18 protein-coding genes are annotated in these 24238 nt (G+C 70.6%); 11 read left to right on the top strand and 7 right to left on the bottom strand.

Features of this window, described 5'->3' with window-relative positions; genetic code table 11:
• Positions 1-14 precede the first annotated feature (14 nt).
• The 4 genes from J2Y70_RS19385 to otsA all read left to right on the top strand — a co-directional run bounded on the left by J2Y70_RS19385 (position 15) and on the right by otsA (position 6639).
• A complete protein-coding gene (locus tag J2Y70_RS19385) occupies positions 15-2453 on the top strand; it encodes a TonB-dependent receptor (protein ID WP_309921304.1) in 2439 nt (812 codons plus the stop codon).
• 193 nt (positions 2454-2646) lie between these two features.
• Complete coding sequence (gene otsB / locus J2Y70_RS19380; protein WP_309921301.1) at positions 2647-3399, top strand: trehalose-phosphatase; 753 nt, start codon at positions 2647-2649, stop codon at positions 3397-3399.
• A gap of 97 nt (positions 3400-3496) precedes the next feature.
• Complete coding sequence (locus tag J2Y70_RS19375) at positions 3497-5278, top strand: glycoside hydrolase family 15 protein (protein ID WP_309921298.1); 1782 nt, start codon at positions 3497-3499, stop codon at positions 5276-5278.
• Positions 5275-6639 carry an alpha,alpha-trehalose-phosphate synthase (UDP-forming) gene (gene otsA / locus J2Y70_RS19370; protein ID WP_263395434.1) on the top strand — a complete coding sequence of 455 codons (1365 nt, stop codon included), beginning with the start codon at positions 5275-5277 and terminating at the stop codon, positions 6637-6639. Before J2Y70_RS19375 ends, otsA begins: the two co-directional genes overlap by 4 nt.
• Before the next feature lie 150 nt (positions 6640-6789).
• Here otsA and J2Y70_RS19365 read toward each other — a convergent pair whose 3' ends face one another.
• A complete protein-coding gene (locus J2Y70_RS19365) occupies positions 6790-7134 on the bottom strand; it encodes a hypothetical protein (protein ID WP_309921295.1) in 345 nt (114 codons plus the stop codon).
• Positions 7135-7147: 13 nt separating this feature from the next.
• Entirely contained in the window at positions 7148-8188 is a 1041-nt protein-coding gene (locus J2Y70_RS19360) for a peptidoglycan recognition family protein (RefSeq protein WP_309921292.1), read from the bottom strand.
• Positions 8189-8596: 408 nt separating this feature from the next.
• Here J2Y70_RS19360 and J2Y70_RS19355 point away from each other — a divergent pair, with 408 nt between their 5' ends.
• Positions 8597-11026, top strand: coding sequence for a membrane-bound PQQ-dependent dehydrogenase, glucose/quinate/shikimate family (locus J2Y70_RS19355; protein ID WP_309921476.1), 2430 nt, complete (start codon positions 8597-8599; stop codon positions 11024-11026).
• Positions 11027-11346: 320 nt separating this feature from the next.
• Positions 11347-13203, top strand: a complete 1857-nt coding sequence (locus J2Y70_RS19350) for a methyl-accepting chemotaxis protein (protein ID WP_309921289.1) — start codon at positions 11347-11349, stop codon at positions 13201-13203.
• A 408-nt stretch (positions 13204-13611) separates the two neighbouring features.
• Here the strand turns inward: J2Y70_RS19350 and J2Y70_RS19345 are convergent, their stop codons facing one another.
• The 4 genes from J2Y70_RS19345 to rluD all read right to left on the bottom strand — a co-directional run bounded on the left by J2Y70_RS19345 (position 13612) and on the right by rluD (position 16597).
• Complete coding sequence (locus J2Y70_RS19345) at positions 13612-14025, bottom strand: thiol-disulfide oxidoreductase DCC family protein (protein WP_309921287.1); 414 nt, start codon at positions 14023-14025, stop codon at positions 13612-13614.
• A gap of 16 nt (positions 14026-14041) precedes the next feature.
• Complete coding sequence (locus J2Y70_RS19340; RefSeq protein ID WP_309921284.1) at positions 14042-14584, bottom strand: DUF4166 domain-containing protein; 543 nt, start codon at positions 14582-14584, stop codon at positions 14042-14044.
• Positions 14569-15351, bottom strand: a complete 783-nt coding sequence (gene pgeF, locus J2Y70_RS19335; protein WP_309921282.1) for a peptidoglycan editing factor PgeF — start codon at positions 15349-15351, stop codon at positions 14569-14571. The genes J2Y70_RS19340 and pgeF overlap by 16 nt, the downstream gene beginning before the upstream one ends.
• Positions 15352-15589: 238 nt before the next feature.
• A complete protein-coding gene (gene rluD / locus J2Y70_RS19330) occupies positions 15590-16597 on the bottom strand; it encodes a 23S rRNA pseudouridine(1911/1915/1917) synthase RluD (protein WP_309921279.1) in 1008 nt (335 codons plus the stop codon).
• Between the two features lie 115 nt (positions 16598-16712).
• Here rluD and J2Y70_RS19325 point away from each other — a divergent pair, with 115 nt between their 5' ends.
• The 3 genes from J2Y70_RS19325 to J2Y70_RS19315 all read left to right on the top strand — a co-directional run bounded on the left by J2Y70_RS19325 (position 16713) and on the right by J2Y70_RS19315 (position 20068).
• Positions 16713-17591: an outer membrane protein assembly factor BamD gene (locus tag J2Y70_RS19325; protein ID WP_263395440.1), complete on the top strand. Its 879-nt coding sequence runs from the start codon at positions 16713-16715 to the stop codon at positions 17589-17591.
• Positions 17592-17834: 243 nt separating this feature from the next.
• Positions 17835-18572: an ATP-binding cassette domain-containing protein gene (locus tag J2Y70_RS19320; protein ID WP_309921275.1), complete on the top strand. Its 738-nt coding sequence runs from the start codon at positions 17835-17837 to the stop codon at positions 18570-18572.
• Positions 18573-18601: 29 nt separating this feature from the next.
• Positions 18602-20068 (top strand): glycine betaine ABC transporter substrate-binding protein, encoded by a 1467-nt coding sequence (locus J2Y70_RS19315; RefSeq protein ID WP_309921473.1) that lies wholly within the window; start codon positions 18602-18604, stop codon positions 20066-20068.
• 398 nt (positions 20069-20466) lie between these two features.
• Here J2Y70_RS19315 and J2Y70_RS19310 read toward each other — a convergent pair whose 3' ends face one another.
• Positions 20467-21690, bottom strand: coding sequence for an aminotransferase class V-fold PLP-dependent enzyme (locus J2Y70_RS19310; protein WP_309921271.1), 1224 nt, complete (start codon positions 21688-21690; stop codon positions 20467-20469).
• Between the two features lie 161 nt (positions 21691-21851).
• Here J2Y70_RS19310 and egtB point away from each other — a divergent pair, with 161 nt between their 5' ends.
• Both egtB and egtD read left to right on the top strand, forming a co-directional pair.
• The gene (gene egtB / locus J2Y70_RS19305; RefSeq protein ID WP_309921268.1) at positions 21852-23105 is read left to right on the top strand and encodes an ergothioneine biosynthesis protein EgtB; all 1254 of its coding nucleotides are present in this window, start codon (positions 21852-21854) and stop codon (positions 23103-23105) included.
• Positions 23102-24085 (top strand): L-histidine N(alpha)-methyltransferase, encoded by a 984-nt coding sequence (gene egtD, locus J2Y70_RS19300; RefSeq protein ID WP_309921265.1) that lies wholly within the window; start codon positions 23102-23104, stop codon positions 24083-24085. The genes egtB and egtD overlap by 4 nt, the downstream gene beginning before the upstream one ends.
• Positions 24086-24238 lie beyond the last annotated feature (153 nt).

The following is a 24238-nucleotide window of genomic DNA, read 5'->3' as shown; positions in this document are numbered from 1 at the left end:
AGGAGAGAGCCCCCATGTCGTACCCGTTCGCCCGGCCGCTGAGCCTGGCCATCGCCCTGGCCTTGTCGGCCCCCGCCCTGGCGCAGCAGGCCGAGCCCGCCGCCGCGACCAACCTGGACACGGTGATCGTCACCGGTACCCGCGCCAGCGGCCGCACCGTGCTCGAGTCCACCGCGCCGGTCGACGTGCTCAGCGCCGAGGACATCCGCAAGGCCGGCGTGGTCAACGGCGAGCTGGGCAGCGCGCTGCAGGCGCTGCTGCCGTCGTTCAACTTCCCGCGCCAGTCCAACTCCGGCGGTGCCGACCACATCCGCGCCGCGCAGCTGCGCGGGCTCTCGCCCGACCAGGTGCTAGTGCTGGTCAACGGCAAGCGCCGCCACACCTCGGCGCTGGTCAACACCGACAGCAAGATCGGCAAGGGCACCACCCCGGTCGACTTCAACGCGATCCCGGTCAGCGCGATCCAGCGCATCGAGGTGCTGCGCGACGGCGCCGGCGCGCAGTACGGCTCCGATGCGGTGGCCGGCGTGATCAACGTGATCCTCGACGACGACCCGGACAGCGGCGCACTGGAAGCCAGCTTCGGTGCCCACCACACCGACGTGCAGCCGATCGACCGCACCGTCACCGACGGCCAGACCAGCTACGCCAGCGCCAAGGTCGGCACCCGCCTGGGCGAGGACGGCGGCTTCTTCAAGGTCGGCCTGGAACTGAAGAACCGCGAAGGCACCAACCGCGCCGGCTACGACCAGATCCCGCCGTTCGAAGCGCAGACCCCGGCCAACCTGGCCCTGGCCGGCAAGCGCAACTACGTGCTCGGCGATGGCGCCAGCAAGGACCTCAACGCCTGGATCAACGGCAAGCTGCCGTTCGGCCAGAGCAGCGAGTTCTATTTCTTCGGCACCTACAACCAGCGCGACACGCAGGGCGCCAACTACTTCCGCTATCCCGACAGCGACGCCAACTGGACCGAGGTCTACCCGAACGGTTACCGCCCGGTGTCGCTGGGCGAGAACCGCGACCTGCAGGGCGTGGCCGGCGCGCGCGGGCAATGGGGCGAGTGGGCGTACGACGCCAGCCTCGACTACGGCCGCAACGACTTCACCTACCGGCTGAAGAACTCGCTCAACGCCTCGCTCGGCCCGGGCAGCACGACCCGCTTCAAGACCGGCGACTACGCCTTCGAGCAGAGCGTGGCCAACCTGGACCTGAGCCGCAGCTTCGACGCGGCCGGCGCCACCCACAGCTTCGGCAGCGGCGTGGAATTTCGCCGCGAGCACTACCGCACCCGTCCCGGCGACCCGGCCAGCTACGCCGCCGGCGCCTTCACCGACCGTCCCACCGGCGCCCAGGCCGGCGGCGGGCTGACCCCGCAGGACGCGGCCGACCTGTCGCGCAACGTCGCCAGCGCCTACGCCAGCCTGTCCAGCCAGTTCGGCGACAAGTTCTCCACCGACCTGGCCGCGCGCTACGAGCACTACCAGGATTTCGGCGGCGAACTGACCGGCAAGCTGGCCGCACGCTACGAGTTCGTGCCGGCGTTCGCGCTGCGCGGCGCGATCTCCAACAACTTCCATGCGCCGTCGCTGAGCCAGATCGGCTACGAAGCCACCTCCACCGGCTACGACGCCGCCGGCCAGCTGCAGCAGGGCCGGCTGCTGTCGGTCAACAACCCGATCGCGCAGGCGCTGGGCGCGAAAGAACTGAAGCCGGAGAAGTCGCTGAACTACAGCCTCGGCTTCACCAGCCGCATCGGTTCCCACTTCGACCTGTCGCTGGACCTGTTCCAGATCGACATCGACGACCGCATCGCGCTGTCCGAAGACATCAGCGGCGACGCGCTGACCGCGTTCGTGGCGCAGAACTTCGGCGTCAGCGGCCTGCAGAGCGCCAGCTTCTTCGTCAACGCCGCCGACACCCGCACCCGCGGCGCCGAGCTGGTCAGCAACTGGCGGCAGGCGCTGGGCAACGGCCAGCTGCAGCTGACCGGCACCTGGAGCTACGCCAAGACCGAGCTGAAGAACGTGGTCGCCACCCCGGCGCAGCTGCTGGCGCTGAATCCGGACTACGTGCTGTTCGGCGTGGAGGAGAGCAACACCCTGACCGACGCCGCCCCGCGCACCCGCGCGCAGTTCGCGGCGAACTGGAGCAACGACCGCTGGGCGCTGCAGACCCGCGTCAGCCGCTACGGCAGCGCGACACGCGTGTTCGACTTCGGTGGCGGCTTCGTGCCGCGGCAGACCTACGGCGCCGAGTGGCAGCTCGACGCCGAGGTCGAGTACCGCATCACCCCGCAGTGGAGCGTGGCCCTGGGCGGGCAGAACCTCACCGACAACTACTCCGACCGCTCCAACGAAGACATCCACTACTTCGGCAACCTGCCCTACGACGTGCTGTCGCCGATCGGCAGCAATGGCGCTTATTACTACGGGCGGGTGCGGTTTACCTTTTGACGCGGGACTCGGGACCCGGGACTCGGCAAAGCGATTCGGCGATATCGCGCGCGAATCGGCGGCATCTTCCAATGCAGGGGCGCGTGCGCCCCTGCATTGGTATCGGACGCGGATCCGCCCGATTTCTGCGTTAGCGGCCTGGGTCGTGCGCCGCTCCACCTGACGCTAACGCTGTCTCGTTCATGATGAATGGATGGCTGATGCGCTCCCCCTCCGACCGCCGCCGCCGCGCCTGGACGATGCCTGCGCATTGTTCCTGGACGTGGACGGCACCCTCATCGCGTTCGCCGACCGTCCCGACGGCGTGCACCTGCTGCCCGAGGTGCGCGAGGCGATCGGCCGCATCAGCGACCGCTTGCACGGCGCGCTGGCGCTGGTCAGCGGCAGGCCGCTGGCGCAGCTGGACGCATTGTTCGCGCCCTTGCGCTTGCCGGCGGCCGGCCTGCACGGCCACGAGTTGCGCAGCGACATCAACGCGCGCGCGGCGATGCCCGCCGACACCTCGCAGTGGCTGCATGGCTTGCATCAGCGCGCCGCGCACCTGCGCCAGGCGCACCCGGGCGTGCTGATCGAAGACAAGGGCGCCAGCCTGGCGCTGCACTGGCGCGCCGCGCCGGACGCCGGCGCGCAGGTGCTGGCCTTCGCCCAGGCGCAGATGGACGCATTGCCCGGTTACCGACTGCAACCCGGCGACCACGTGGTCGAGTTCGTGCCCGAGGGCAGCGACAAGGGCCAGGCGGTGACCACGCTGCTGCAGCATCCGCCGTTCCAGGGCCGGCGCCCGGTGTTCGTCGGCGACGACCTCACCGACGAATTCGGCTTCGACGCGGCCAACCGCGCCGGCGGCTGGAGCGTGCTGGTCGGCGCCCGCGAACACAGCGCGGCGACGTTCGCATTGCCCGATACACATGGCGTGCACGCATGGCTGCGCGACAACGCCGCATGAGCGCGGCGCGTACGACGGCGCGTGCAGGCCTGCCCGCGCGCGCCGCCCGACCCGCCCTCGCCTTCTCCCCGCCCCTGCACAAGGATCTGCCCGCTCCATGAGCTCCCCCAACCTCGACCTCGGCGTGATCGGCAACGGCAGTTTCGGCGCACTGGTCGACAAGCAGGCCCGCGTGGTGTGGAGTTGCCTGCCCGCCTTCGATGGCGATCCGGCGTTCTGCGCGCTGCTGTCCCCGCGCGACCACCCCGGCGGCGATTTCAGCATCGAACTGGAGGATTTCGTCGACAGCGAACAGCACTATCTGGCCAACACCGCGATCCTGCGCACCGTGCTGCGCGACGCGCACGGCGGCGCGGTGGAAGTGATCGACTTCGCGCCGCGCTGGCGCAACCACGGCCGCTTCTACCGTCCGGTCAGCATCATCCGCCAGGTGCGGCCGCTGTCCGGCAACCCGCGCATCCGCGTGCTGGCGCGGCCGCTGGCCGACTGGGGCGCGCGCCAGCCGGAAAGCACCTGGGGCAGCAACCACGTGCGCTGGCTGCTGCCGGACTTCACCCTGCGCCTGACCACCGACGTGCCGGTGCGCTTCATCCGCGACCAACTGCCGTTCGTGCTCAACCACCCGGTCAACCTGATGCTCGGCGTGGACGAATCGCTGACCCGCTCGCTGACCGGCTACATCCAGGAAGCGCAGGAACGCACCGAGGAATACTGGCGCGAATGGGTGCGCTACCTGTCGGTGCCGCTGGACTGGCAGGACGCGGTGATCCGCAGCGCGATCACCCTGAAGCTGTGCCAGTACGAAGACAGCGGCGCGATCATCGCGGCGATGACCACCTCCATCCCCGAAGCGCCGGACACTCCGCGCAACTGGGACTACCGCTATTGCTGGCTGCGCGACGCCGCCTTCGTGGTGCGCGCGCTGAACCGGCTCGGCGCCACCCGCACCATGGAACAGTTCCTCGGCTACATCTTCAACATCGCCACCACCGACGGCAGCCTGCAGCCGCTGTACGGCATCGGCTTCGAGGCGGCATTGGAGGAGCACGAGGTCGAATCGCTGGCCGGCTACCGCGGCATGGGCCCGGTGCGGCGCGGCAACCTGGCCTGGATCCAGAAGCAGCACGACGTGTACGGCAGCGTGGTGCTGGCCTCCACCCAGTTGTTCTTCGACCTGCGCCTGAAAGACCCTGGCGACGCCGACACCTTCCTGCGCCTGGAGCCGCTGGGCGAGCGCGCGTTCGCGCTGCACGACGTCCCCGACGCCGGCCTGTGGGAATTCCGCGGCCGCGCCGAGGTGCACACCTACACCAGCGCGATGTGCTGGGCCGCCTGCGACCGCCTGGCCAAGATCGCCGCGCGGCTGGGCATCGATGCGCGCGTGGCCTACTGGCGCGAGCGCGCCGACACCATCCACGCGCGGGTGCTGGCCGAGTCCTGGAGCGCCGAGCGCGGCCACTTCACCGATACCTTCAACGGCCATCGGCTGGACGCCTCGCTGCTGTTGCTGGCCGACATCGGCTTCATCGCCCCGGACGATGCGCGCTTCGTCGCCACGGTCGAGGCGATCGGCCGCGACCTCAAGCATGGCGATGCGCTGTACCGCTACGTGGCGCCGGACGATTTCGGCGAGCCGGAAACCAGCTTCACCATCTGCACGTTCTGGTACATCGACGCGCTCGCCGCGATCGGGCGCAAGGACGAGGCGCGCGAACTGTTCGAGCGCATCCTCGCGCGCCGCAATCACCTGGGCTTGCTGTCGGAGGATCTAGCCTTCGACAACGGCGAGGCCTGGGGCAATTTCCCGCAGACCTATTCGCATGTCGGGTTGATCATCGCCGCGATGCGGTTGTCGCGCAGCTGGCAGGAGGCATCATGAGCAGATTGGTGGTGGTATCCAACCGCGTGGCCTTGCCCGGCGAGAACCGCGCCGGCGGCCTGGCGGTAGGCTTGCTCGCCGCGTTGAAGGAACGCGGCGGAGTGTGGTTCGGCTGGAGCGGCAAAACCGTGCGCGGCGACAGCGGCGCGATGCACGAGCAGACCCAGGGCGACATCCGCTTCGTCACCATGGATCTCAACCGCGCCGACCTGGACGCCTACTACAACGGTTTCGCCAACCGCACGCTGTGGCCGCTGCTGCACTTCCGCCTGGACCTGGTCGACTACGACCGCGCCACCCGCGAGGGCTACCGCCGGGTCAACGCGATGTTCGCCGAGAAGCTGGCGCCGCTGCTGCGCGACGACGACACGGTGTGGATCCACGACTACCACCTGATCCCGCTGGCCTCGCTGCTGCGCGAGCGCGGCATCGGCTGCAAGATCGGTTTCTTCCTGCACGTGCCGTTCCCCTCGGCGGACCTGATCCAGGCCCTGCCCGACCATGCGCGGCTGTTCTCCGGCTTCTACGCCTACGATCTGGTCGGCTTCCAGACCCAGCGCGACGTGGACCGCTTCCAGGCCTACGTGCGCCTGTTCGGCGGCGGCAAGGTGATCAAGGACGGCGTGCTGGAAGCGCCCGGCGGGCGCCGCTTCCGCGCCGAGAAGTTCCCGATCGGCATCGACACCGAACTGATCGCGCAGCAGGCGCGCGCGGCGGTGGCCAAGCCGGCGGTGCGCGACCTGCGCAGCAGCCTGCGCGACCGCCAGCTGGCGATCGGCGTGGACCGGCTCGACTACTCCAAGGGCCTGCCCGAGCGCTTCCTCGGCTTCGAGCGCTACCTGGAACGGCATCCGGACCAGCGCGGCAGCCTCACCTACCTGCAGATCGCGCCGGTCTCGCGCGGCGACGTCGCCGAGTACAAGCAACTGCGCAACCAGCTCGAGCAGATCGCCGGGCACATCAACGGCGGCCACGCCGAACCGGACTGGACGCCGCTGCGCTACGTCAACCGCAACTTCACCCACGCCACCCTGACCGGCTTCTACCGCGCCGCCCAGGTCGGCCTGGTGACGCCGCTGCGCGACGGCATGAACCTGGTGGCCAAGGAATACGTGGCCGCGCAGGACCCGGAGAATCCCGGCGTGCTGGTGCTGTCGCTGCTGGCCGGCGCCGCCGACGAACTGAAGGAAGCGCTGCTGGTCAATCCGCACGACCTGGACGGCGTCGCCGACGCGATCGCCACCGCCGCTTCGCTGTCCAAGGCCAAGCGCATCGAACGCTGGCAGACCATGATGGAGCACCTGCGCAAGAACGACATCGGCGTCTGGCGGCAGCGCTACCTGCAGGCGCTGGAACGCTGAGGCCACGGAGCCGGCGCGACGTCGGTCCCGCCGAACGCGACAGCGTCGAAAGGCAGGAAACGGGCTCTCGCAATGGGCATAACCTGCCGCTGCCGTATCGCTTCCTCAACCATTCGTAGCAAGTGTCGCGATCCGGACCGGCTGGCGCGACTACTGCCCGCTGGCGTCCGGCATCAACACCACGAACGGCTCGCACGCCGCTTGCGAGCACCCCAGCATCCGCGCCTGGTCGCCGTTGCGCCAGGTACTGGTACCCGCGGCATTGATCTCGAACTCCCAGACGCGCCCCTGCGCCTGCACCCGCCCCTTGATCGAGCAGGGCAGCCAGTCGAAGTCGTGCAGTTCTCCCTCTCCCAGCTCCTTGCTCAGGCCGAAGAAGGATTCCGCCTGTTTCCTGTCGAGCGACCAGGCGCTGCACATCGCCTGCTCCCCGGCCAGCCTGGCAGCGCCGGGCGCCGGCTGGTAGACCGCTTTCGCGATCTCCAGGACGCTCACGTCCGCCGCGCCGCTATCGGGTCGGGCCTGAGGGTGACATCCCAGGAGCATCGGCAGCAGGAGCAGCAGGCGTGGCAGGCGTGGCAGGCGTATAGAGGCCTGCGCCTTCCCCAGGAGTCTTGCGAGAGATGACATCGTGCTGATACACGTCATGGTCGTTTAGCCCGAAGTTGTTCTGCAAGGTTCCCACCAGCCGTTGAATGGACGCCGTCTGCGCGGCTGTCGGTGCGTCCCATGTTTGCGTCGCCGCGTTGTATCGGCCGACGACCTCGATACCGACACTGTCGCCGTTGGTCGGATAGCGCTCGGGATATGGCCGCGTGGCTTCGATGCCGCTGACCGCCCGCACCGCCGTCCCCCGCCACTCCGGCGTCGCGCCCCTGGCGGCATCGAGTTCGCGTTGGTCGCCCGGCGTGGTCGTACCCTCCACTTCGCCGCGCGAGCGCACCGGGCCCACGTGCCAGGCCTGCCTGTCGACGCTGACGGTCTGGTGGATGGTGCCGTCGGTGTCGATCAGGAAGTGGGCACCGGTCGCGTCCGCGCGCGTCCGCCATGTATTCAGTGTGCCTGCCGCCGTACTCGATTCGGTCCGGTGCAACACGATGCCATTCACCTGCGGCATGGCCCCATGTTCGATTTTGGCGACCGGCGTGCGGGTGATGCCCGGATCGGTCAGGAAGCCGTCCTGACCGATCGTGGTTTGGCGTCCGAACGGCGCCAGCGATTGCTGCGCAGGCCGCGACGCGGCGTCCATCGGCGCGCCGAATCGCAATGCCGCAGGATCGGGATCGTGCGTGTGGTAACCCGCCCTCGGCAGGGCGAACACGGAAGGTGGTGACGCACCCGGATCGCCCGCCACGACCCGCTCGATATCGCGCGCTGCCATATGCGGTTGCCGCGTTCGGAGATCGGCGTACAAGGCAGCCGCCAGGTTGGCATTCTGCTCGGGCGTGCCGCGATGCAGGTCCTGTACGCCCGTCAACAGGCGCTGGTACATCTCGTGGTCGGGATGAAGCGGATCGCTGGGGAGTCGAACAGTCGGCGAATTGGCCATCGAAGATCCTTCTTGGGTCGGCGCAACGTGGCTGGAGCATAGGTCATGGGAGCAGCGACGATGTCAACAACTCGGTCGCCCGAACCTGCGGCCCCGCCACGGCGAGACGCCAATCCCAATCCCGCTGCTGCTCGGCATCGCGCACCGCGGGACGGAAGGTTTCCCCCTGCCGTCACGGTCCGATGACCTGCGGGCCTTAAAATTACGCCTACGCACCGCGCTTTTCTGCACCCTGGGAGGGGTAGCGCGATGTTGCCGTTGTGCGCAGGACCACCGCCGATGCGGCCATGCCCTCGCCTGCTCCCTCCACGACCCGCCTCCGCCGCACCGCGACGCCTCCGGGTCCCCGTCAGACGCTCCCCCATCCCCATGAACGATCACACCCCGAAACACGGACCCGGCCACTGGCTGTTCGCCGCCTATGCCGTGGTCATCGCCCTAGTGGGCATCGCGCTCGCCTTCATGGGCGGGCAACTGGTCGCCGTCGGCGGCTCCTGGTACTACCTGCTGGCCGGCCTGGCGCTGGCCGTGTCCGGCGTGCTGCTGGCGCTCGGCCGCCGCGCCGGGCTGTGGCTGTTCGGCGCGACGCTGGCGGCGACCATCGCCTGGGCGCTGGCCGAGGTCGGCCTGGACGGCTGGGCGCTGATCCCGCGCCTGGCGATGATCTCGGTACTCGGTCTGCTGCTGTTGCCGTTCTGGAAGGTGGCGCGCTGGCGCCTGGCGCCGCTGTCCGGCCCGGGCTACGTGCTGGTCGCCGGGGTGCTGCCGGTGCTGGGCGCGCTGCTGGTGTTCGTGCCGCTGTTCTTCCCGCGCACGGTGCAGCTGGCCGATCCGGCGCTGGCCGCGCAGCGCCCGCAGGCCGCGTTCAGCCGCGCCGCGGTGAACAGCCCCGACGGCAACGTCGCCGCCAACCACGATGCCGGCAACTGGACCGCCTATGCCGGTTCCAACCTGTCCAACCACTACAGCCCCGGCGCGCAGATCACCCCGGACAACGTCAAGGACCTGAAGATCGCCTGGGAATTCCATACCGGCGACCTCAAGCCGGAAGGCTCCAAGCTCGGCTATGCGTTCCAGAACACGCCGCTGAAGGTCGGCGATCTGGTCTACATCTGCACCCCCACGCAGAAGGTGATCGCGGTCGAGGCCACCACTGGCAAGGAGCGCTGGCGCTTCGATCCCAAGACCAATCCGAAGGCGATGGCAGGCGTCGCCGCCACCACCTGCCGCGGCGTGTCCTATTTCGAGGCCACCACGCCGGTCGCCGAATGCGCCAAGCGCATCTTCTGGCCGATGGTCGACGGCCGCCTGGGCGCGCTCGACGCCGCCACCGGCAAACTGTGCGAGAGCTTCGGCGACCACGGCTACGTCGATCTGAACAAGGACACCGGCAACACCAAGCCCGGCTTCGTCGGCCCGACCTCGCCGCCGGTGGTGATGCGCGGCGTGGTCATCCAGCCCACCGGCCAGGTCCGCGACGGCCAGGAACGCGATGCGCCGTCGGGCGTGGTACGCGCCTTCGACGCGGTCAGCGGCCAGCTGCGCTGGGCCTGGGACTTGGGCAACCCGGCGATCGACGCCGCGCCGCCGGCCGGCCAGACCTATACCCGCTCCACCCCCAACGTGTGGTCGCTGATGGCCGCCGACGACGAGCTCGGCCTGGTCTACCTGCCCACCGGCAACGCCGCCGGCGACTTCTTCGGCAAGGGCCGCACGCCGCAGGAGGAGGAATACACCGCCTCGCTGGTCGCGGTGGACGCGGCCACCGGCAAGGAACGCTGGCACTTCCGCACCGTCAACCACGACCTGTGGGATTACGACATCGGCCCGCAGCCGAACCTGGTCGATTTCCCGGTTCCCGGCGGCGGCACCCGCCCGGCGGTGATCCAGGCGACCAAGTCCGGCCAGGTGTTCGTGCTCGACCGCGAGACCGGCAAGCCGATCATGCCGGTGCAGCAGATCCCGGTGCCGCAGGGCACCGACCACGGCGACTGGACCGCCAAGACCCAGCCGGTGTCGCCGGGCATGCCCAACACGGTCGGCGCGCCGAGCAAGGACTACGAGACCATCGTCGAGTCCGATGCCTGGGGCATCACCCCGTTCGACCAGTTGGCCTGCCGCATCCAGTTCAAGCAATTGCGCTACGAAGGCATGTTCACCCCGCCCAGCCTGGGCGGCTCGCTGTCGTTCACCGGCAACCACGGCGGCATCAACTGGGGCGGCGTGTCGGTCGACCTGCAGCGCGGCATCATGGTGATGAACAGCAATCGCCTGCCGTACACCGAGAACGTGTACCCGCGGCAGGAGATGAACGAGCTTGGCGTGGTCTCGGTGTTCAACGGCAAGAGCAAGACGCCCGGCTACATGGCCCAGGAAGGCCTGGCCTACGGCGCACGCAAGGAGCCGTGGATGTCGCCGCTGAACACGCCGTGCATCGCGCCGCCGTGGGGCTACGTCTCCGGTGTGGACCTGCGCACCCAGCAGGTGATCTGGCGGCGGCCGCTGGGCACCGGCTACGACCAGGGACCGATGGGCATCCCGTCGAAGATGAAGTTCGAGCTGGGCACGCCCAACAACAGCGGCTCGCTGGCCACCGCCGGCGGCGTCACCTTCATCGGCGCGGCGCTGGACAACTTCCTGCGCGGCTACGACACCCAGACCGGCAAGCTGCTGTGGGAAGTGCGGGTGCCGGCCGGCCCGCAGGCCGCGCCGCTGAGCTACACGGTCGACGGCAAGCAGTACATCGTCGCCGCGATCGGCGGCCACGACCGCATGGAGACCAAGCCCGGCGACAGCGTGATCGCCTGGACCCTGCCCGACGCCGCCGCGACGAAGTAGACCGCGTCACCGCCCGATCGACCCGACCGGCCGTCGCAAGGCGGCCGGTTTCGTTTGGCGCGGGTGCGGCGCCCGCGGCGGCAGCGGTGGTGGGCGGCAACGGTGGCGCCACGGCAAGCGGCAGAGGCCACGATCTATCGCAGTGCAGCAAAAAATGCAGCGTATTCAGCGACCTATTTCGCGCATTCAGGCGCCATGTTTCCGACGAGCGGCGTCCGCTGCGGTCAAGTCGGCGGAGGTGCCGGCCGATACTGGAAGACATTCACCATGAACCGCTGACGCGAATGGACTGCGCCAGCGCTTCCCAGCCGGTAGACGCCATGACCTTGCCAGACGCCTCAGCCCTGCCGCCGACCGGCACCTCCCGCCTGCAGGCGCGTCCGCTCCTGCTCGCCCTGGCCTATGCGCTGGGGTTGCTGGCGATGGCGCTGTACGCGCTGCACGTCGGCCGCCAACTCGGACCGAACGGACCGGCGCTGGCGCGCCTGGCGCCGGCACTGGCGATCGGCGCGCTGCTGGCGGCGGCGCTGTACTGGGCCGGCCTGCGGCTCGCGGCGCCGTCGCTGCAGCGCGCGGTGCAGGCCGTGCAGGCGCTGGGCGAAGGCCGTTTCGAGCAGCGCCTGCCCCCCGCCGGCAACGGCGCGGACGCCGCGCTGCTGCGTGCGCTGCAGGCCGCGCAGGCGCGGCTGGCCGCGCGCCAGGCCGAGACCGAGGCCGAACTGGGCCGCGGCCGCTTCGTGATCCAGGCGCTGGACGACCTGGACACCATGGTCCGCATCGCCGACGACGACGGCCGCGTGCACTTCGCCAACCGCAAGCTGCTGCAGATGCTGCGCGCGATCGAGCCGGACGTGCAGAGCTTCCGCCCCGAGTTCCACGCTGAAGGGTTCGTCGGCGGCAGCATCGGCGACATCTATCCCGACAGCCAGGCCGCGATCGACCGCATGCGCGCGCTGACCGGCTCCAAGCGCGTGCGCGCGCCGTTCTTCGGCCGCCAGATCGACTTCGTCTACAGCCCGATCAGCGGCGCCGACGGCGTGCGCCTGGGCACCATCGCGCAGTGGGAGGAGGTGACCGCGCAGGTCGCTGCCGAGCAGGCGCTGACCACGGTGATCGAGGCCGCCGCGCACGGCGATTTCAGCCGCCGCATCGATACCGCGGCGATGGACGGCGTGCTCAAGGCGCTGGCCGAGGGCGTCAACCGCATCTCCGATTCGGTGGAGAACAATCTGGCCGCGCTGGCCGCCGCGCTGGCCGCACTGGCCGAAGGCGACCTCACCCATCGCGTCGACGGCGACGCGCAGGGCGTGTTCGCGCAACTGCGCGAAGACACCAACCGCACCGTGGCCAAGCTGACCGAGATCATCGTCGGCATCCAGGGCGCGGTCGAAGCGATCCGCCGCGCCTCGATGGAGATCGCCGCCGGCAACACCGACCTGTCCGACCGCACCGAGCAGCAGGCGGCGAGCCTGGAGGAAACCGCCAGTTCGATGGAAGAACTGACCTCGGCGGTGAAACAGAACGCCGACAACGCGCAGCAGGCCAACGGCCTGGTGCAGAGCACCGGCGAGATCGCCCAGTCCGGCGGCAAGGTGATGGACGAGGTGGTCGCCACGATGAGCGCGATCAGCACCTCGTCGCGGCGCATCGGCGAGATCATCAGCGTCATCGACGGCATCGCCTTCCAGACCAACATCCTGGCGCTGAACGCGGCGGTGGAAGCCGCGCGCGCCGGCGAGCAGGGCCGCGGCTTCGCCGTGGTCGCCTCGGAAGTGCGCTCGCTGGCGCAGCGCTCGGCGGATGCGGCCAAGGAGATCAAGGGCCTGATCGAGGACTCCACGCACAAGGTGACACTGGGCTCGGGGCTGGTGAACCGGGCCGGCGCGACCATGCACGAGATCGTCGGCTCGGTGCAGCGCGTGACCGGGCTCATCGGCGAGATCAGCGCCGCCAGCGTCGAACAGTCCAGCGGCATCGAGCAGGTCAACCGCACGGTGATGCAGCTGGACGAAGTGACCCAGCGCAACGCCGCGCTGGTCGAGGAAGCGACCGCCGCTGCCCGCAGCATGGAAGAACAGGCCGGCAGCCTGGCCACGGCGGTGGCGGTGTTCCGTATGGAACCCGACCGCGGCCACGCCGGCGGCAACGTCACTCCGCTGCTGCGTAGCGCCGGCTAGGCGACGCGCAGCCGACGCGCGGGCGCGCTGCGTGTCGCGCCGACCGCGGCAGCTGCGCGGCGGCTCAACCATTTGGTCGCTCGGTCGCTGCATCGCCGGCGAATTGTGCTTTTGCGGGAGCGACTCCCACAACGCAGGATTGACCGACCGGCGCCAGTCTGGCCCGTGTGCCATATCGGAGCGATGTGTGGGGAGCGGACTCGGTACCGAGAGCCATCGGTCGCGACGCGCCAAATAGTGGCAGCCTCGGCGGCGATCGTTCCGAACTCGGCTGCGGCACGACCGAGCCGGCGGCCAGCGCGTTGCCCCCAGTCGCATCCCCGCCTCACAGCGATTGCACGCGGCACCGCTGCAGGAATCGCATCGCCTGAATCCGAGCGCCCGCAGGCGACCGCACCGCCGGCCGCGTCACTCCAGGAAGCGCGAACGCTGCTCCGGGTCGGGCAGGAAGCACTGCGCAGTGGTGCCGAACCACCGATAGCGGTTGCGCGCGAGCAGCCGGTACGCCGCGTCGCGCCAGCGCCGCGGCACTACGCGCAGTGCCGCCACGATGCGCCATGGGCCGCCGAGGCCGGCGATCACGCCGATCGCCGCATCCGAGTCGGTCCAGGCGCGCTCCGGGGTCAGCAGCAGGAACGAGAGCGGATCGTCCGGATCCAGCCCGTTGTCGCGCAGCAGCGTGCGCCCGCTGGCCGATTGCAGCGCGGCGAAGCGATAGCGGCCGCGGCGATCGAAGCGCAGCAGGAAGCGTACCCAGCCGCTGCACAGCACGCACACGCCGTCGAACACGACGATCGCGCTGCCGGCGGCCGCGGCGGGCACTGCGCCGCGCGGGCGCTCAGGCCGGCGCAAGCCAGCCCTCGTAGCGGATGAACGGGCCGATCCACGGCAGCGCCACCTCGACCAGGAACGTATAGCGGCCGTCGCGCTCGCTTTCGCGGCAATGCACGCCGGCCAGCCAGCGCCGCGGCAGCGGCAGCACGCCGAACGCCCAGGCGCGCGCGGCGCGCCAGACGATGGCGGCGCCGTCCACGCGCAGCGCGAATTCGAATTCGACCGCGCCCAGGCGTTCGCGCAGCCGCCCGTCCTGCAGCCACAGCCGCGACGGCATCGCATGCGTGCCGAAACGGCGTTCCCAGCGCTCGCCCTGCGCATCGGCGCTGAACGTCACCGCGACCGGCACCGCGGCGCCGGCCGGCGGCAACCGCGCCAGCCACGCGCACAGCGGCAGCAGCGGATGCCGGCCGCGGCGCACCTCGGCATGACCGGCGTAGCGCTGCCGCTGCGGCACCGAGTGCAGCGCGCGCAGCGCCGGCGGCAACTGCGCGAAATCGTCGCCGAGCAGTTGCGCGAACAGCGGCGCGCTCAGTCCGCGATCCATGCCAGCGTGGCCATGCGCCCGCTGCGGCGGTCGCGGCGATAGGAATAGAAGCGTTGCGGCGCGGAGATCGTGCACAGCCCGCCGCCGTACACCTGCGCAGGATCCAGCCCGGCCGCGGCCAGGCGTTGCCGCGCCAGCGCATACAGATCCACGCGCCAATGGCCGGGGCGGGTCGCGACGAAGGCGCTGGCCGCGGCCGGATCGTGGCCCAGGAAGGCATCGCGCACGTTGGCGCCGATCTCGTACGCCTGCGGCCCCGCCGCCGGCCCCAGCCAGGCCTGCAGCTGCGCCGGCGGCGTGCGCAGCGCGGCGACGGTGGCTTCCAGCATGCCGGCGGCCAGGCCCTGCCAGCCGGCATGCGCGGCGCCGACCTCGCTGCCGTCGCGGGCGGCGAACACCACCGGCAGGCAATCGGCGGTCAGGATCGCCAGCACCACCCCGGGCACGGCGGTGACCGCGGCATCGGCGGTCGGCTCGGCGTCGATGCCGGCCGCGGCGGGCGGCCGCTCGAAGCGCAGCACCTGCACCCCGTGCACCTGCCGCAGCCAATGCGGCGGCGACGGCAGCGCCAGGCGCTCGGCGAGTTCGTCGCGGTTGCGCTGCACCGTGGCCGGATCGTCGCCGTCGGCGGCGCTGCGGTTGCCCAGGTTGAAGCGGTCGAACGGCGGCAACGAAGCGCCGGCGCCATACCGCAGCGTGGTCAGCGCGCGCACCCGCGGCGGTGCCGGCCAATCGGCGGCCAGGGCGAAGTCGGCGAAGTCGGTCATGCGCGCATGGTCCGGGACCTGGCAGTGCCGGCGAACGGCGCCAGCGGGCGCTGCGGCGCGCTTCCGGCGGCCCGCTCCCGCACTGCGGCGGTCGCACCGGCGAGACGAAAACCACCGCGCCGGCGGCACGTCCTCAGTGTTTGCACCGACCAGCCAAGGCGTGTCGCCCATTCCCGGGCACGTCCGCACAGGAATGGGCGAACGGCCCCAGGCCCACGCTCGCGCACCGGCGCCATCCTCAGCGCCGCGCCTGCTCGGCGGCCAGCCGCGAATCCTCGCGCAGCGCCGCCAGCAGGCGCTGCAGGTCGGCCGGCACCGCGGCGGTGGCGCGCACCGGCTCGCCATGGACGGGATGCTTGAACTCCAGCGTCTCGGCATGCAGCGCCTGGCGCTTGAAGCCGCGCAGTTCGGCGATCAGCGTCTCGGTGGCGCCCTTGGGCAGCTTCAGCGGGCCGCCGTACAGCGGGTCGCCGATGATCGGGTGCTTCAGGTGCGCCATGTGCACGCGGATCTGGTGGGTGCGCCCGGTCTCCAGGCGGCACTCCAGCGCGGTATGCGCGCGGAAGCGCTCGCGCAGCCGGTAGTGGGTGACCGCGTCGCGCCCGTCCTCGCGCACCGCCATGCGCAGGCGGTCGCGCGGGTGGCGGTCGATCGGCGCATCGGCGGTGCCGCCGGAGACCAGCGGCCCACCCACCACCGCCAGGTACTGGCGGTGCACGTCGCGCGCCGACAGCTGCGCCACCAGCGAGGTATGCGCCGGCAGCGTGCGTGCCACCACCATCGCGCCGCTGGTGTCCTTGTCCAGGCGGTGCACGATGCCCGCGCGCGGCAGCGCCGCCAGCGACGGGTCGCGGTACAGCAAGGCGTTGACCAGGGTGCCGCTGGGGTTGCCGGCGCCCGGGTGCACGACCAGTCCGGCCGGCTTGTTCAGCACGATGACCTGGTCGTCCTCGTACAGCACCTCCAGCGGGATGTCCTCCGGCAGCGCGTGGGTCTGGGTCTCCAGCACCACGTGCAGGCTGGCGATCTCGCCGCCGCGCAGGGCATCGCGCGGCCGTGCCGGGGCGCCGTCCAGCAGCGCGTCGCCGGACTTGATCCATTCGGCCAGGCGCGAGCGCGAGAATTCGGGAAACAGCTCGGCCAGCACCGCGTCGAAGCGGCGGCCGGCGGCATGGTCGGGCACGCGCGCCTGGCGCGGGCCGTCGGAGGCGGCGTCCTCGGGGGAGTCCGGGAGGGTATTGGGCATGAAAAGGGCACGGCTACGTCGGAAAGGGAGGGTCGCGACGGCCGTAGTCAGTCGCCGGACAGGCCACTAGGCTATCATCGCCCCTTCGTATTCCTGACGTGTCCTGCCCGAACCCATGATCCGACGCTCCGTCTCGCTCTCCGCGCACGTCCGTTTCATCGCCCTGATGCTGGTCATGGTCGTCGTGGCGACGGGTTGCCACCGCCAGAAGAACAAGAATCCCGAGGAAGGGATGCCGGTGGAGCAGCTCTACCAGAAGGCGCACTCGCAGATGCAGAGCGGCAACTGGGCCGGCGCCGAGGGCAGCTTCAAGCGCCTGATCGCGCAATATCCCTACGGCCAGTACACCGAGCAGGCGATGATCGAGACCGCCTACGCCCAGTTCAAGGCCGGCAAGCACGACGACGCGGTGTCCAGCATCGACCGCTTCATCCGTACCTATCCGACCCACCGCAACATCGCCTACATGTACTACCTGCGCGCGCTGTCCAACGGCAACCGCGACACCGTGTTCCTGCGCCGGGTCTGGTCGCTGGATCCGAGCCGCCGCGACCTGTCCACGCCGCAGCAGGCCTACGCCGACTTCAACATCGTCGCCGAGCGCTATCCGAACAGCCGCTACGCCGCCGACGCGCGCCAGCGCATGATCGCGCTGCGCAACGTGTTCGCCCAGCAGGAGCTGGACAACGCGCTGTACTACCTGCGCCGCGACGCCTGGGTCTCGGCCGCCGGCCGCGCCACCTACCTGCTGGAAACCTATCCGCAGAGCGCCTACCAGTACGACGCGGTGGCGGTGCTGGCCGAGGCCTATACCCATCTGGGCAACAAGCCGCTGGCCGACGACGCGCGCCGGGTGCTGGAACTCAACGATCCCAAGCATCCGTGGCTGACCGGCCACTGGCCGAAGTACCCGTGGATGATCCGCAAGCTCAACCCGTTCGCCGGCGAGAAATCCGCTTCCACCGGGCAGTCCAACTCGGAAATGGCCCGCTGAGCCAACCGCCGGACGCAACGACACAGGGGCCGCAAGGCCCCTTTTCGTTTGCCGACGCAGGCAACGGCCGGCAAGCGGGCGTTTGCTAGAACCGGCCGCTGCTCCGCCCGACCAGACGCGATCTGCGTGTGGCCCGCGACCGCTGCAGCCAATGCGCCCGACCCCATCGAGCAGCTGTCGCCAACCGGGCAAGTCGTCCACGCGTTCGCGCGCCGACCGGCGCCGCCCGGCTATGCTGGCGGCATGTTCGAACTGCATCAGGTCACCCGCCGCTACGGCGAGGCACTCGCGCTGGACCGGGTCGATCTGCGCATCGCCCCCGGTCGCACCACCGCGCTGATCGGCCCCAGCGGCGCCGGCAAGTCCAGCGTGCTGCGCATGCTGCTCGGGCTGGAGTGGCCGGACGCGGGCGAAGTCCGCTTCCAGGGCGAGCCGCTGCGCCGCGCCACGTTGCTGGCGCAGCGCCGCCGCATCGGCTACGTGATCCAGGAGGGCGGTCTGTTCCCGCACCTGAGCGCGCGCGACAACGCCGCGCTGCTGGCGCAGACCCTGGGCTGGGCGCGGCCGCGCATCGACGCCCGCTTGCACGAGCTGGCCGCGCTGTGCCGCCTGCCCGACGCCCTGCTGGCGCGCTATCCGGCCGAACTGTCCGGCGGCCAGCGCCAGCGCGTCGGCCTGATCCGCGCGTTGCTGCTGGACCCGCCGGTGCTGCTGCTGGACGAACCGCTGGGCGCGCTCGACCCGATCGTGCGCCACGAGCTGCAGACGCAGATGCGCGAGCTGTTCGCGCTGCTCGGCAAGACCGTGGTGCTGGTGACCCACGATGTCGCCGAGGCCGCCTACCTGGGCGACACGCTGGTGCTGATGCGAGGCGGGCGCATCGTGCAGCAAGGCAGCCTGCGCGACCTGCTGGACACGCCGACCGACCCGTTCGTCGGCCAGTTCCTGCACGCGCAACGCACGCTGGAGGATGCGCGGTGACGGCGTCGGTGCACCGCCGCGCGGCGGTGCTGCTCGTGCTCGCCGCGGCGCTCGCCCTGCTCGCCGGCAGCGCAGCGGCGGCGCCGGAGAAAGTCGTGGTCGGCTCGAAGAACTTCACCGAGGCGGTGGTGCTCGGCGAGATCGCCGCCGGCGCCGGACGCCAGGCCGGCGTGGAGGTCGAGCACCGGCGCCAGCTCGGCGGCACCCGCATCCTGTGGCGCGCGCTGGAGCAGGGTTCGATCGACGCCTATGCCGAATACACCGGCACCCTGGCGGCGGAACTGCTGCAGTTGCCCGACGCCGACGATGCCGCGTTGCGCCGCGCCTTGGCGCAGCGCGGCCTGGCGATGAGCGCGCCGCTGGGCTTCGACAACACCTATGCGTTCGGCATGCGCCGGCAGCGCGCGCAGGCGCTGGGCATCGTGCGCCTCTCCGACCTGGCCGCGCATCCGTCGCTGAAATTCGGGCTCAGCAACGAATTCGTATCGCGCGCCGACGGCTGGCCCGGGGTGCGCGACGCCTACCAGTTGCCGCAGACGCCGACCGGGCTGGACCACGACCTGGCCTATCGCGCCCTGGACAGCGGCGCGATCGACCTCACCGACCTGTACAGCACCGACGCCGAGATCCCCGCGCACGACCTGCTGGTACTGCAGGACGACCGCCGCTACTTCCCGCGCTACGCCGCGGTGTTCCTGTATCGCAGCGACCTGGCGCAGCGCGCGCCGCGCTTCGTGCAGGCGCTGGAGGGCTTGGGCGGGCGCATCGACGCGGCGACGATGCAACGGCTCAACGCCGAAGCGAAGCTGCAAAAGCGCGCCGAAAGCGCGATCGCCGCGCAGTGGCTGGGCATCGCCGCACCGGCGCAGGACAGCCGGCTGTCGCGCCTGCTGCAGCGCACCCGCGAACACCTGGCGCTGGTCGGCCTGTCGCTGGGCCTGGCCCTGCTGGTGGCGCTGCCGCTGGGCATCCTCGCCGCCTACAGGCCGCGGCTGGGCCAGGTGGTGCTGTCGCTGACCGGGGTGCTGCAGACGCTGCCGTCGCTGGCGGTGTTCGTGTTCATGATTCCGCTGTTCGGCATCGGCGCGAAACCCGCCATCGCCGCGCTGTTCCTGTACAGCCTGCTGCCGATCGTGCGCAACACCCATGCCGGCCTGACCGGCATCGCCCGCGACCTGCGCGAGACCGCCGCGGCGATCGGCCTGCCGCCGGGCACGCGGCTGTGGCGGATCGAACTGCCACTGGCCTTGCGCACCATCCTGGCCGGCATCAAGACCGCCGCGGTGATCAACGTCGGCACCGCCACCCTGGGCGCACTGATCGGCGCCGGCGGCTACGGCCAGCCGATCCTCACGGGTATCCGCCTGGACGACATCGGCCTGATCCTGGAAGGCGCAGTGCCGGCAGCGGTGCTGGCGCTGCTGGCGCAGGCGCTTTTCGAGTGCCTGGAACGCTGGCTGACCCCGCGCGGCCTGCGCCTGGCGGCGCGGCGCTGAGGCCGGCGCGCCTGCTTGTTTCGCATCGGAACGACAATGAAAGCATCCGCCGGCGCCCGGCCATCGATCGCACTGCGACAACGGCCAGCATCCGTCTTCGGAACCCGTCGGGACTGAAGTCCCTTCCACAACGGTGCACCCATCCGAGTCGCCGCAAGCCCCCCCCTGTGGGAGCGACTTCAGTCGCGACGAACGAAGCAATAAACCTCCCAACTCCGGCCACAGTCGGGGCTGAAGCCCCTCCCACAGTGCACCGAGCAGGTTAGCCGCAAGCCCCCTGTAGGAGCGGCTTCAGCCGCGACGAACGAAGCGACAGGCCTCCAGGCTCCGGTGACGGTCCGGGCTGGAAGTCCAAGGCCACCTCAGCCCTCCTGCACAAGAACGCTCCGAATGCACGCTCACCCGCGCGCCGCAGCGACCATCTCCCGCGCCAGCCCACGCATCGCCTCCGGCGTCAGCTGCAGGTACGGCGCGATGCGCAACGCGCCGTGGCGGTGGGTGCAAATCACCTGCGCGCTTTGCAGCCATGGCAGCAACGCCTGCAGCGCAGGCGCCGGCGGCCGCAGCGCAGACAGATGCGGCGCATGCCCGGGCACGGTCCAATCGCCAGCGCCGTGCGCCTGCAGCTCATCCTCGAACGCCGCACCGAGTTCGCCCAGCCGCGCCGCGATCCGCGCCGGCTGCCAGTGCCGCAGCTGCTGCAGCGCCGCGGTCGCCATCGCCAACCGCAACGGTTCGGCGACGCCGCCGGCATCGAAGCGCCGCGCACCGGCGCGGAACGGCGGCGGCGCGTCGGCCGGGAAGTTCCAGTCGGCGCCCGGATCGCGGGCTTGCCAATGGTGTTCGATCGGCACGCCGTGCGCGCGCCAGTGCGGCGCCGCCCACAACCAGGCCAGGCCCAGCGGTCCGAGCAGCCACTTGTGCCCGACCGCGACCACGAAATCCGGCCGCCACGCCGCCAGCCGCGCCGGCAGCACGCCCAGGCTCTGGCTCAGGTCCAGCACCAGCGCTGCGCCGGCCGCATGCACGCGCGCGGCGATGCGGTCCAGGTCCAGCAACGTGCCGTCGCGCCAGTAGGCATGCGGCAGCGTCGCGATCCGCACCCGCGGCTCGGCGTCCAGGGCCGCCAGCACCGCCTCGGTCCAGTCCTGCTGCGGTCCACGCCGCACCACCGCCAGCTGCGCCCCGGTCTCGGCGCAGCGCTGCTGCCACAGCAACAGGTTCGACGGAAACTGGCCGTCCAGCAGCAACACCGCCTCGCCCGCCGCCAGCGGCAATTGCCGCGCCGCGGTGGCCAGCCCATAGGCGGCAGACGGCACCATCGCCAGGCCGTCGACATCGCCGTCGAACAGCGTCGCCGCGGCCAGGGCGCGCAGGTCTTCGATCTGCTCCCGCCAGGCCGCGAAGGACAGCGTCCACGGCGCGACCGAATCGGCCAGCGCCGCCTGCCCGGCGGCCAGCACGCTGGCCAGCCGCGGCCCCTTGCTGGCGGTGTCCAGATAACGCACGCCGTCGGGCAGGACGAAGGCGTGCGGCGCCTGCGCGAGGTCGACCGGCGCCGGCACCGCGGCACCAGCCGCAGGGGCCCACAGGGAGGCGTTGGACGGGATTGCTGTAGACATAGGAAATGAGGCCGTTTGACGCGACGAGGGATCAGGCCCGCCAAGATCGCATTGACTTGGCTAGCGTAACGCGACGTTCCATCACGCATGACGGCATGTTCACGGTCTTCCCCTAAGCTTGGCGAATGCACTCGACCTCTCAGGCGGCTTCCCCCACGCCCATGGCGTCCGGCGTACCGCTGTCGGCGCGTTTCCGCAGCGTGCGCCAGCGCACCCGCCAGCTCGCCGCGCCGCTGAGCGAGGAAGATGCGATGGTGCAGAGCATGGACGATGCCAGTCCGGCGAAGTGGCACCTCGCACATACCACGTGGTTCTTCGAACGCTTCGTGCTCGGCGCCGACGACGGCTACCGCGCGGTCGATCCGCAGTGGGACTACCTGTTCAACAGCTACTACCAGAGCGTCGGCCCGATGCATGCGCGGCCGCGCCGCGGCGTGTTGTCGCGCCCGTCCCTGGCGCAGGTGCTGGACTACCGCGCCGAGGTCGAGGCGCGGGTGCTGGCGCGGCTGCAGGCCGGCGACCTGTCGGCGCAGACGCTGCAGGTGCTGGAACTGGGCCTGCACCACGAGCAACAGCACCAGGAGTTGCTGCTGACCGACATCAAGCACGCGTTCTGGAGCAATCCGCTGGCTCCGGCGTATCGCCACGATCTGGCCGTGACGCAGGCACCGGCCACCGCGCTGCGCTGGATCCAGCGCGATGAGCAATTGTGCGAGATCGGTGCGACTGGCTGGCCGGCGCATGCGGCCTTCGCCTACGACAACGAGTCGCCGCGGCACCGCGTGCTGGTGCCGGCGCATGCGCTGGCCAGCCGTCCGGTGAGCAATGCCGAATACGCGGACTTCGTCGCCGACGGCGGCTACCGCAACGTGGCCCTGTGGCTCAGCGACGGCTGGGCGCGGCGCACCGCCGAGGACTGGCAGCGGCCGCTGTACTGGCATGCCGACGGCGCGCGCGAGTTCACCCTGGGCGGTTGGCGCGAACGCGATCCGCACGCGCCGGTCTGCCACATCAGCCTGTTCGAGGCCGACGCCTACGCGCGCTGGGCCGGCGCCCGGCTGCCGACCGAAGCCGAATGGGAACAGGCCGCTACCGGCGTGGCCATCGCCGGCAATTTCGTCGACGCCGATGCGCTGCATCCGCAGTCGGCCGCGCACGGCGACGCCGGCCTGCAGCAGTTGTTCGGCGATGTCTGGGAATGGACCGGCAGCGCCTACCTGGCCTACCCCGGCTTCCGCCCATGGTCGGGCGCGCTGGGCGAGTACAACGGCAAGTTCATGAACGCGCAGTGGGTGTTGCGCGGCGGCAGCTGCGCCACGCCGCACGACCACATCCGCGCCAGCTACCGCAACTTCTTTCCCTCCGATGCGCGATGGCAATTCGCCGGCGTGCGCCTGGCCAAGGATCCCGTATGAACGCCGCGACCGCCCGTGCCCTGACCGAAGCCGCGCTCACCGACCTGCATCCGCAGCCGGACGACATCGCCGCCGATGCGATCGCCGGCCTGTCGCGCAGCCCCAAGCAATTGCCGTCCAAGTATTTCTACGACGCCGAGGGCTCGCGCCTGTTCGAGGCGATCACCCGCCAGCCCGAGTACTACCTGACCCGCACCGAGCTGGATCTGCTGGAAGCACGGATGCCGTCGATCGCGCAGGCGGTGGGCAGCGGCGCGCACGTGGTGGAACTGGGCAGCGGCAGCGGGCGCAAGACCGAACTGCTGCTGGAAGGCCTGCGCGCGCCGGTGGCCTACACCCCGATCGAGATCTCGCGCGACATGCTGATGTCCAGCACCGCGCGCCTGGCCGAGCGCTTCCCGGGCATCCAGATGCTGCCGGTCTGCGCCGACTTCACCACCCCGGTGGCGCTGCCGGCGCCGCAGCGCAGCGCGCGCCGCACCCTGGTGTTCTTCCCCGGCTCCACGCTGGGCAACTTCACCCGCGAGGACGGCATCAAGCTGCTGGCGTCGATGCGCGCGACGATGCGCCAGGACGGCTGCGCGCTGATCGGCATCGACCTGGTCAAGGACGTGGCGGTGCTGGAGGCCGCCTACAACGATGCGGCCGGCGTCACCGCCGAGTTCACCGTGAACCTGCTGCGCCGGCTCAACCGCGAGATCGGCAGCGATTTCGACCTGGAGCAGTTCCGCCATCGCGCGGTGTATGCGCGCGAACGCGAGCGCATCGAGACCTTCCTGGTCAGCCAGCGCGCGCAGCAGGTCCGCGTGGGCGGACGCCGCTTCGACTTCGCCGCCGGCGAGGCCATGCAGGTCGAATACAGCCACAAGTACACCGACCAGAGCTTCGGCGAGATGGCCGCCGCGGCCGGCCTGCGGGTCAGCCACGGCTGGAACGCGCAGGACGATGCGTTCGGGTTGCGGTTGCTGCAGGCGGTGTGATTAAAGCCGGGACTCGGGACCGGGGACTCGGGACTCGGACAGCGGCGAATCCCGGATGCGGATGCTGTCGCGGTCCGCTCCTGTAGGAGCGGCTTCAGCCGCGACCGGCACTCACCCATCCTGGGAACTGCCACGAAGGTCCGCGAGACCGCG

Source organism: Xanthomonas sp. 1678, from assembly GCF_031455575.1.
In the GTDB taxonomy this organism is placed as follows: Bacteria; Pseudomonadota; Gammaproteobacteria; order Xanthomonadales; family Xanthomonadaceae; genus Xanthomonas_A.
This window is presented reverse-complemented; position numbering and strand designations above follow the sequence as displayed.

Coding starts and splice junctions, on each gene's coding strand:
- J2Y70_RS19385 (WP_309921304.1), top strand. CDS start 15: ATGTCGTACCCGTTCGCCCGGCCGCTGAGCCTGGCCATCGCCCTGGCC.
- otsB (WP_309921301.1), top strand. CDS start 2,647: ATGGCTGATGCGCTCCCCCTCCGACCGCCGCCGCCGCGCCTGGACGAT.
- J2Y70_RS19375 (WP_309921298.1), top strand. CDS start 3,497: ATGAGCTCCCCCAACCTCGACCTCGGCGTGATCGGCAACGGCAGTTTC.
- otsA (WP_263395434.1), top strand. CDS start 5,275: ATGAGCAGATTGGTGGTGGTATCCAACCGCGTGGCCTTGCCCGGCGAG.
- J2Y70_RS19360 (WP_309921292.1), bottom strand. CDS start 8,188: ATGGCCAATTCGCCGACTGTTCGACTCCCCAGCGATCCGCTTCATCCC.
- J2Y70_RS19350 (WP_309921289.1), top strand. CDS start 11,347: ATGACCTTGCCAGACGCCTCAGCCCTGCCGCCGACCGGCACCTCCCGC.
- J2Y70_RS19340 (WP_309921284.1), bottom strand. CDS start 14,584: ATGGATCGCGGACTGAGCGCGCCGCTGTTCGCGCAACTGCTCGGCGAC.
- pgeF (WP_309921282.1), bottom strand. CDS start 15,351: ATGACCGACTTCGCCGACTTCGCCCTGGCCGCCGATTGGCCGGCACCG.
- rluD (WP_309921279.1), bottom strand. CDS start 16,597: ATGCCCAATACCCTCCCGGACTCCCCCGAGGACGCCGCCTCCGACGGC.
- J2Y70_RS19325 (WP_263395440.1), top strand. CDS start 16,713: ATGATCCGACGCTCCGTCTCGCTCTCCGCGCACGTCCGTTTCATCGCC.
- J2Y70_RS19320 (WP_309921275.1), top strand. CDS start 17,835: ATGTTCGAACTGCATCAGGTCACCCGCCGCTACGGCGAGGCACTCGCG.
- J2Y70_RS19310 (WP_309921271.1), bottom strand. CDS start 21,690: ATGTCTACAGCAATCCCGTCCAACGCCTCCCTGTGGGCCCCTGCGGCT.
- egtB (WP_309921268.1), top strand. CDS start 21,852: ATGGCGTCCGGCGTACCGCTGTCGGCGCGTTTCCGCAGCGTGCGCCAG.
- egtD (WP_309921265.1), top strand. CDS start 23,102: ATGAACGCCGCGACCGCCCGTGCCCTGACCGAAGCCGCGCTCACCGAC.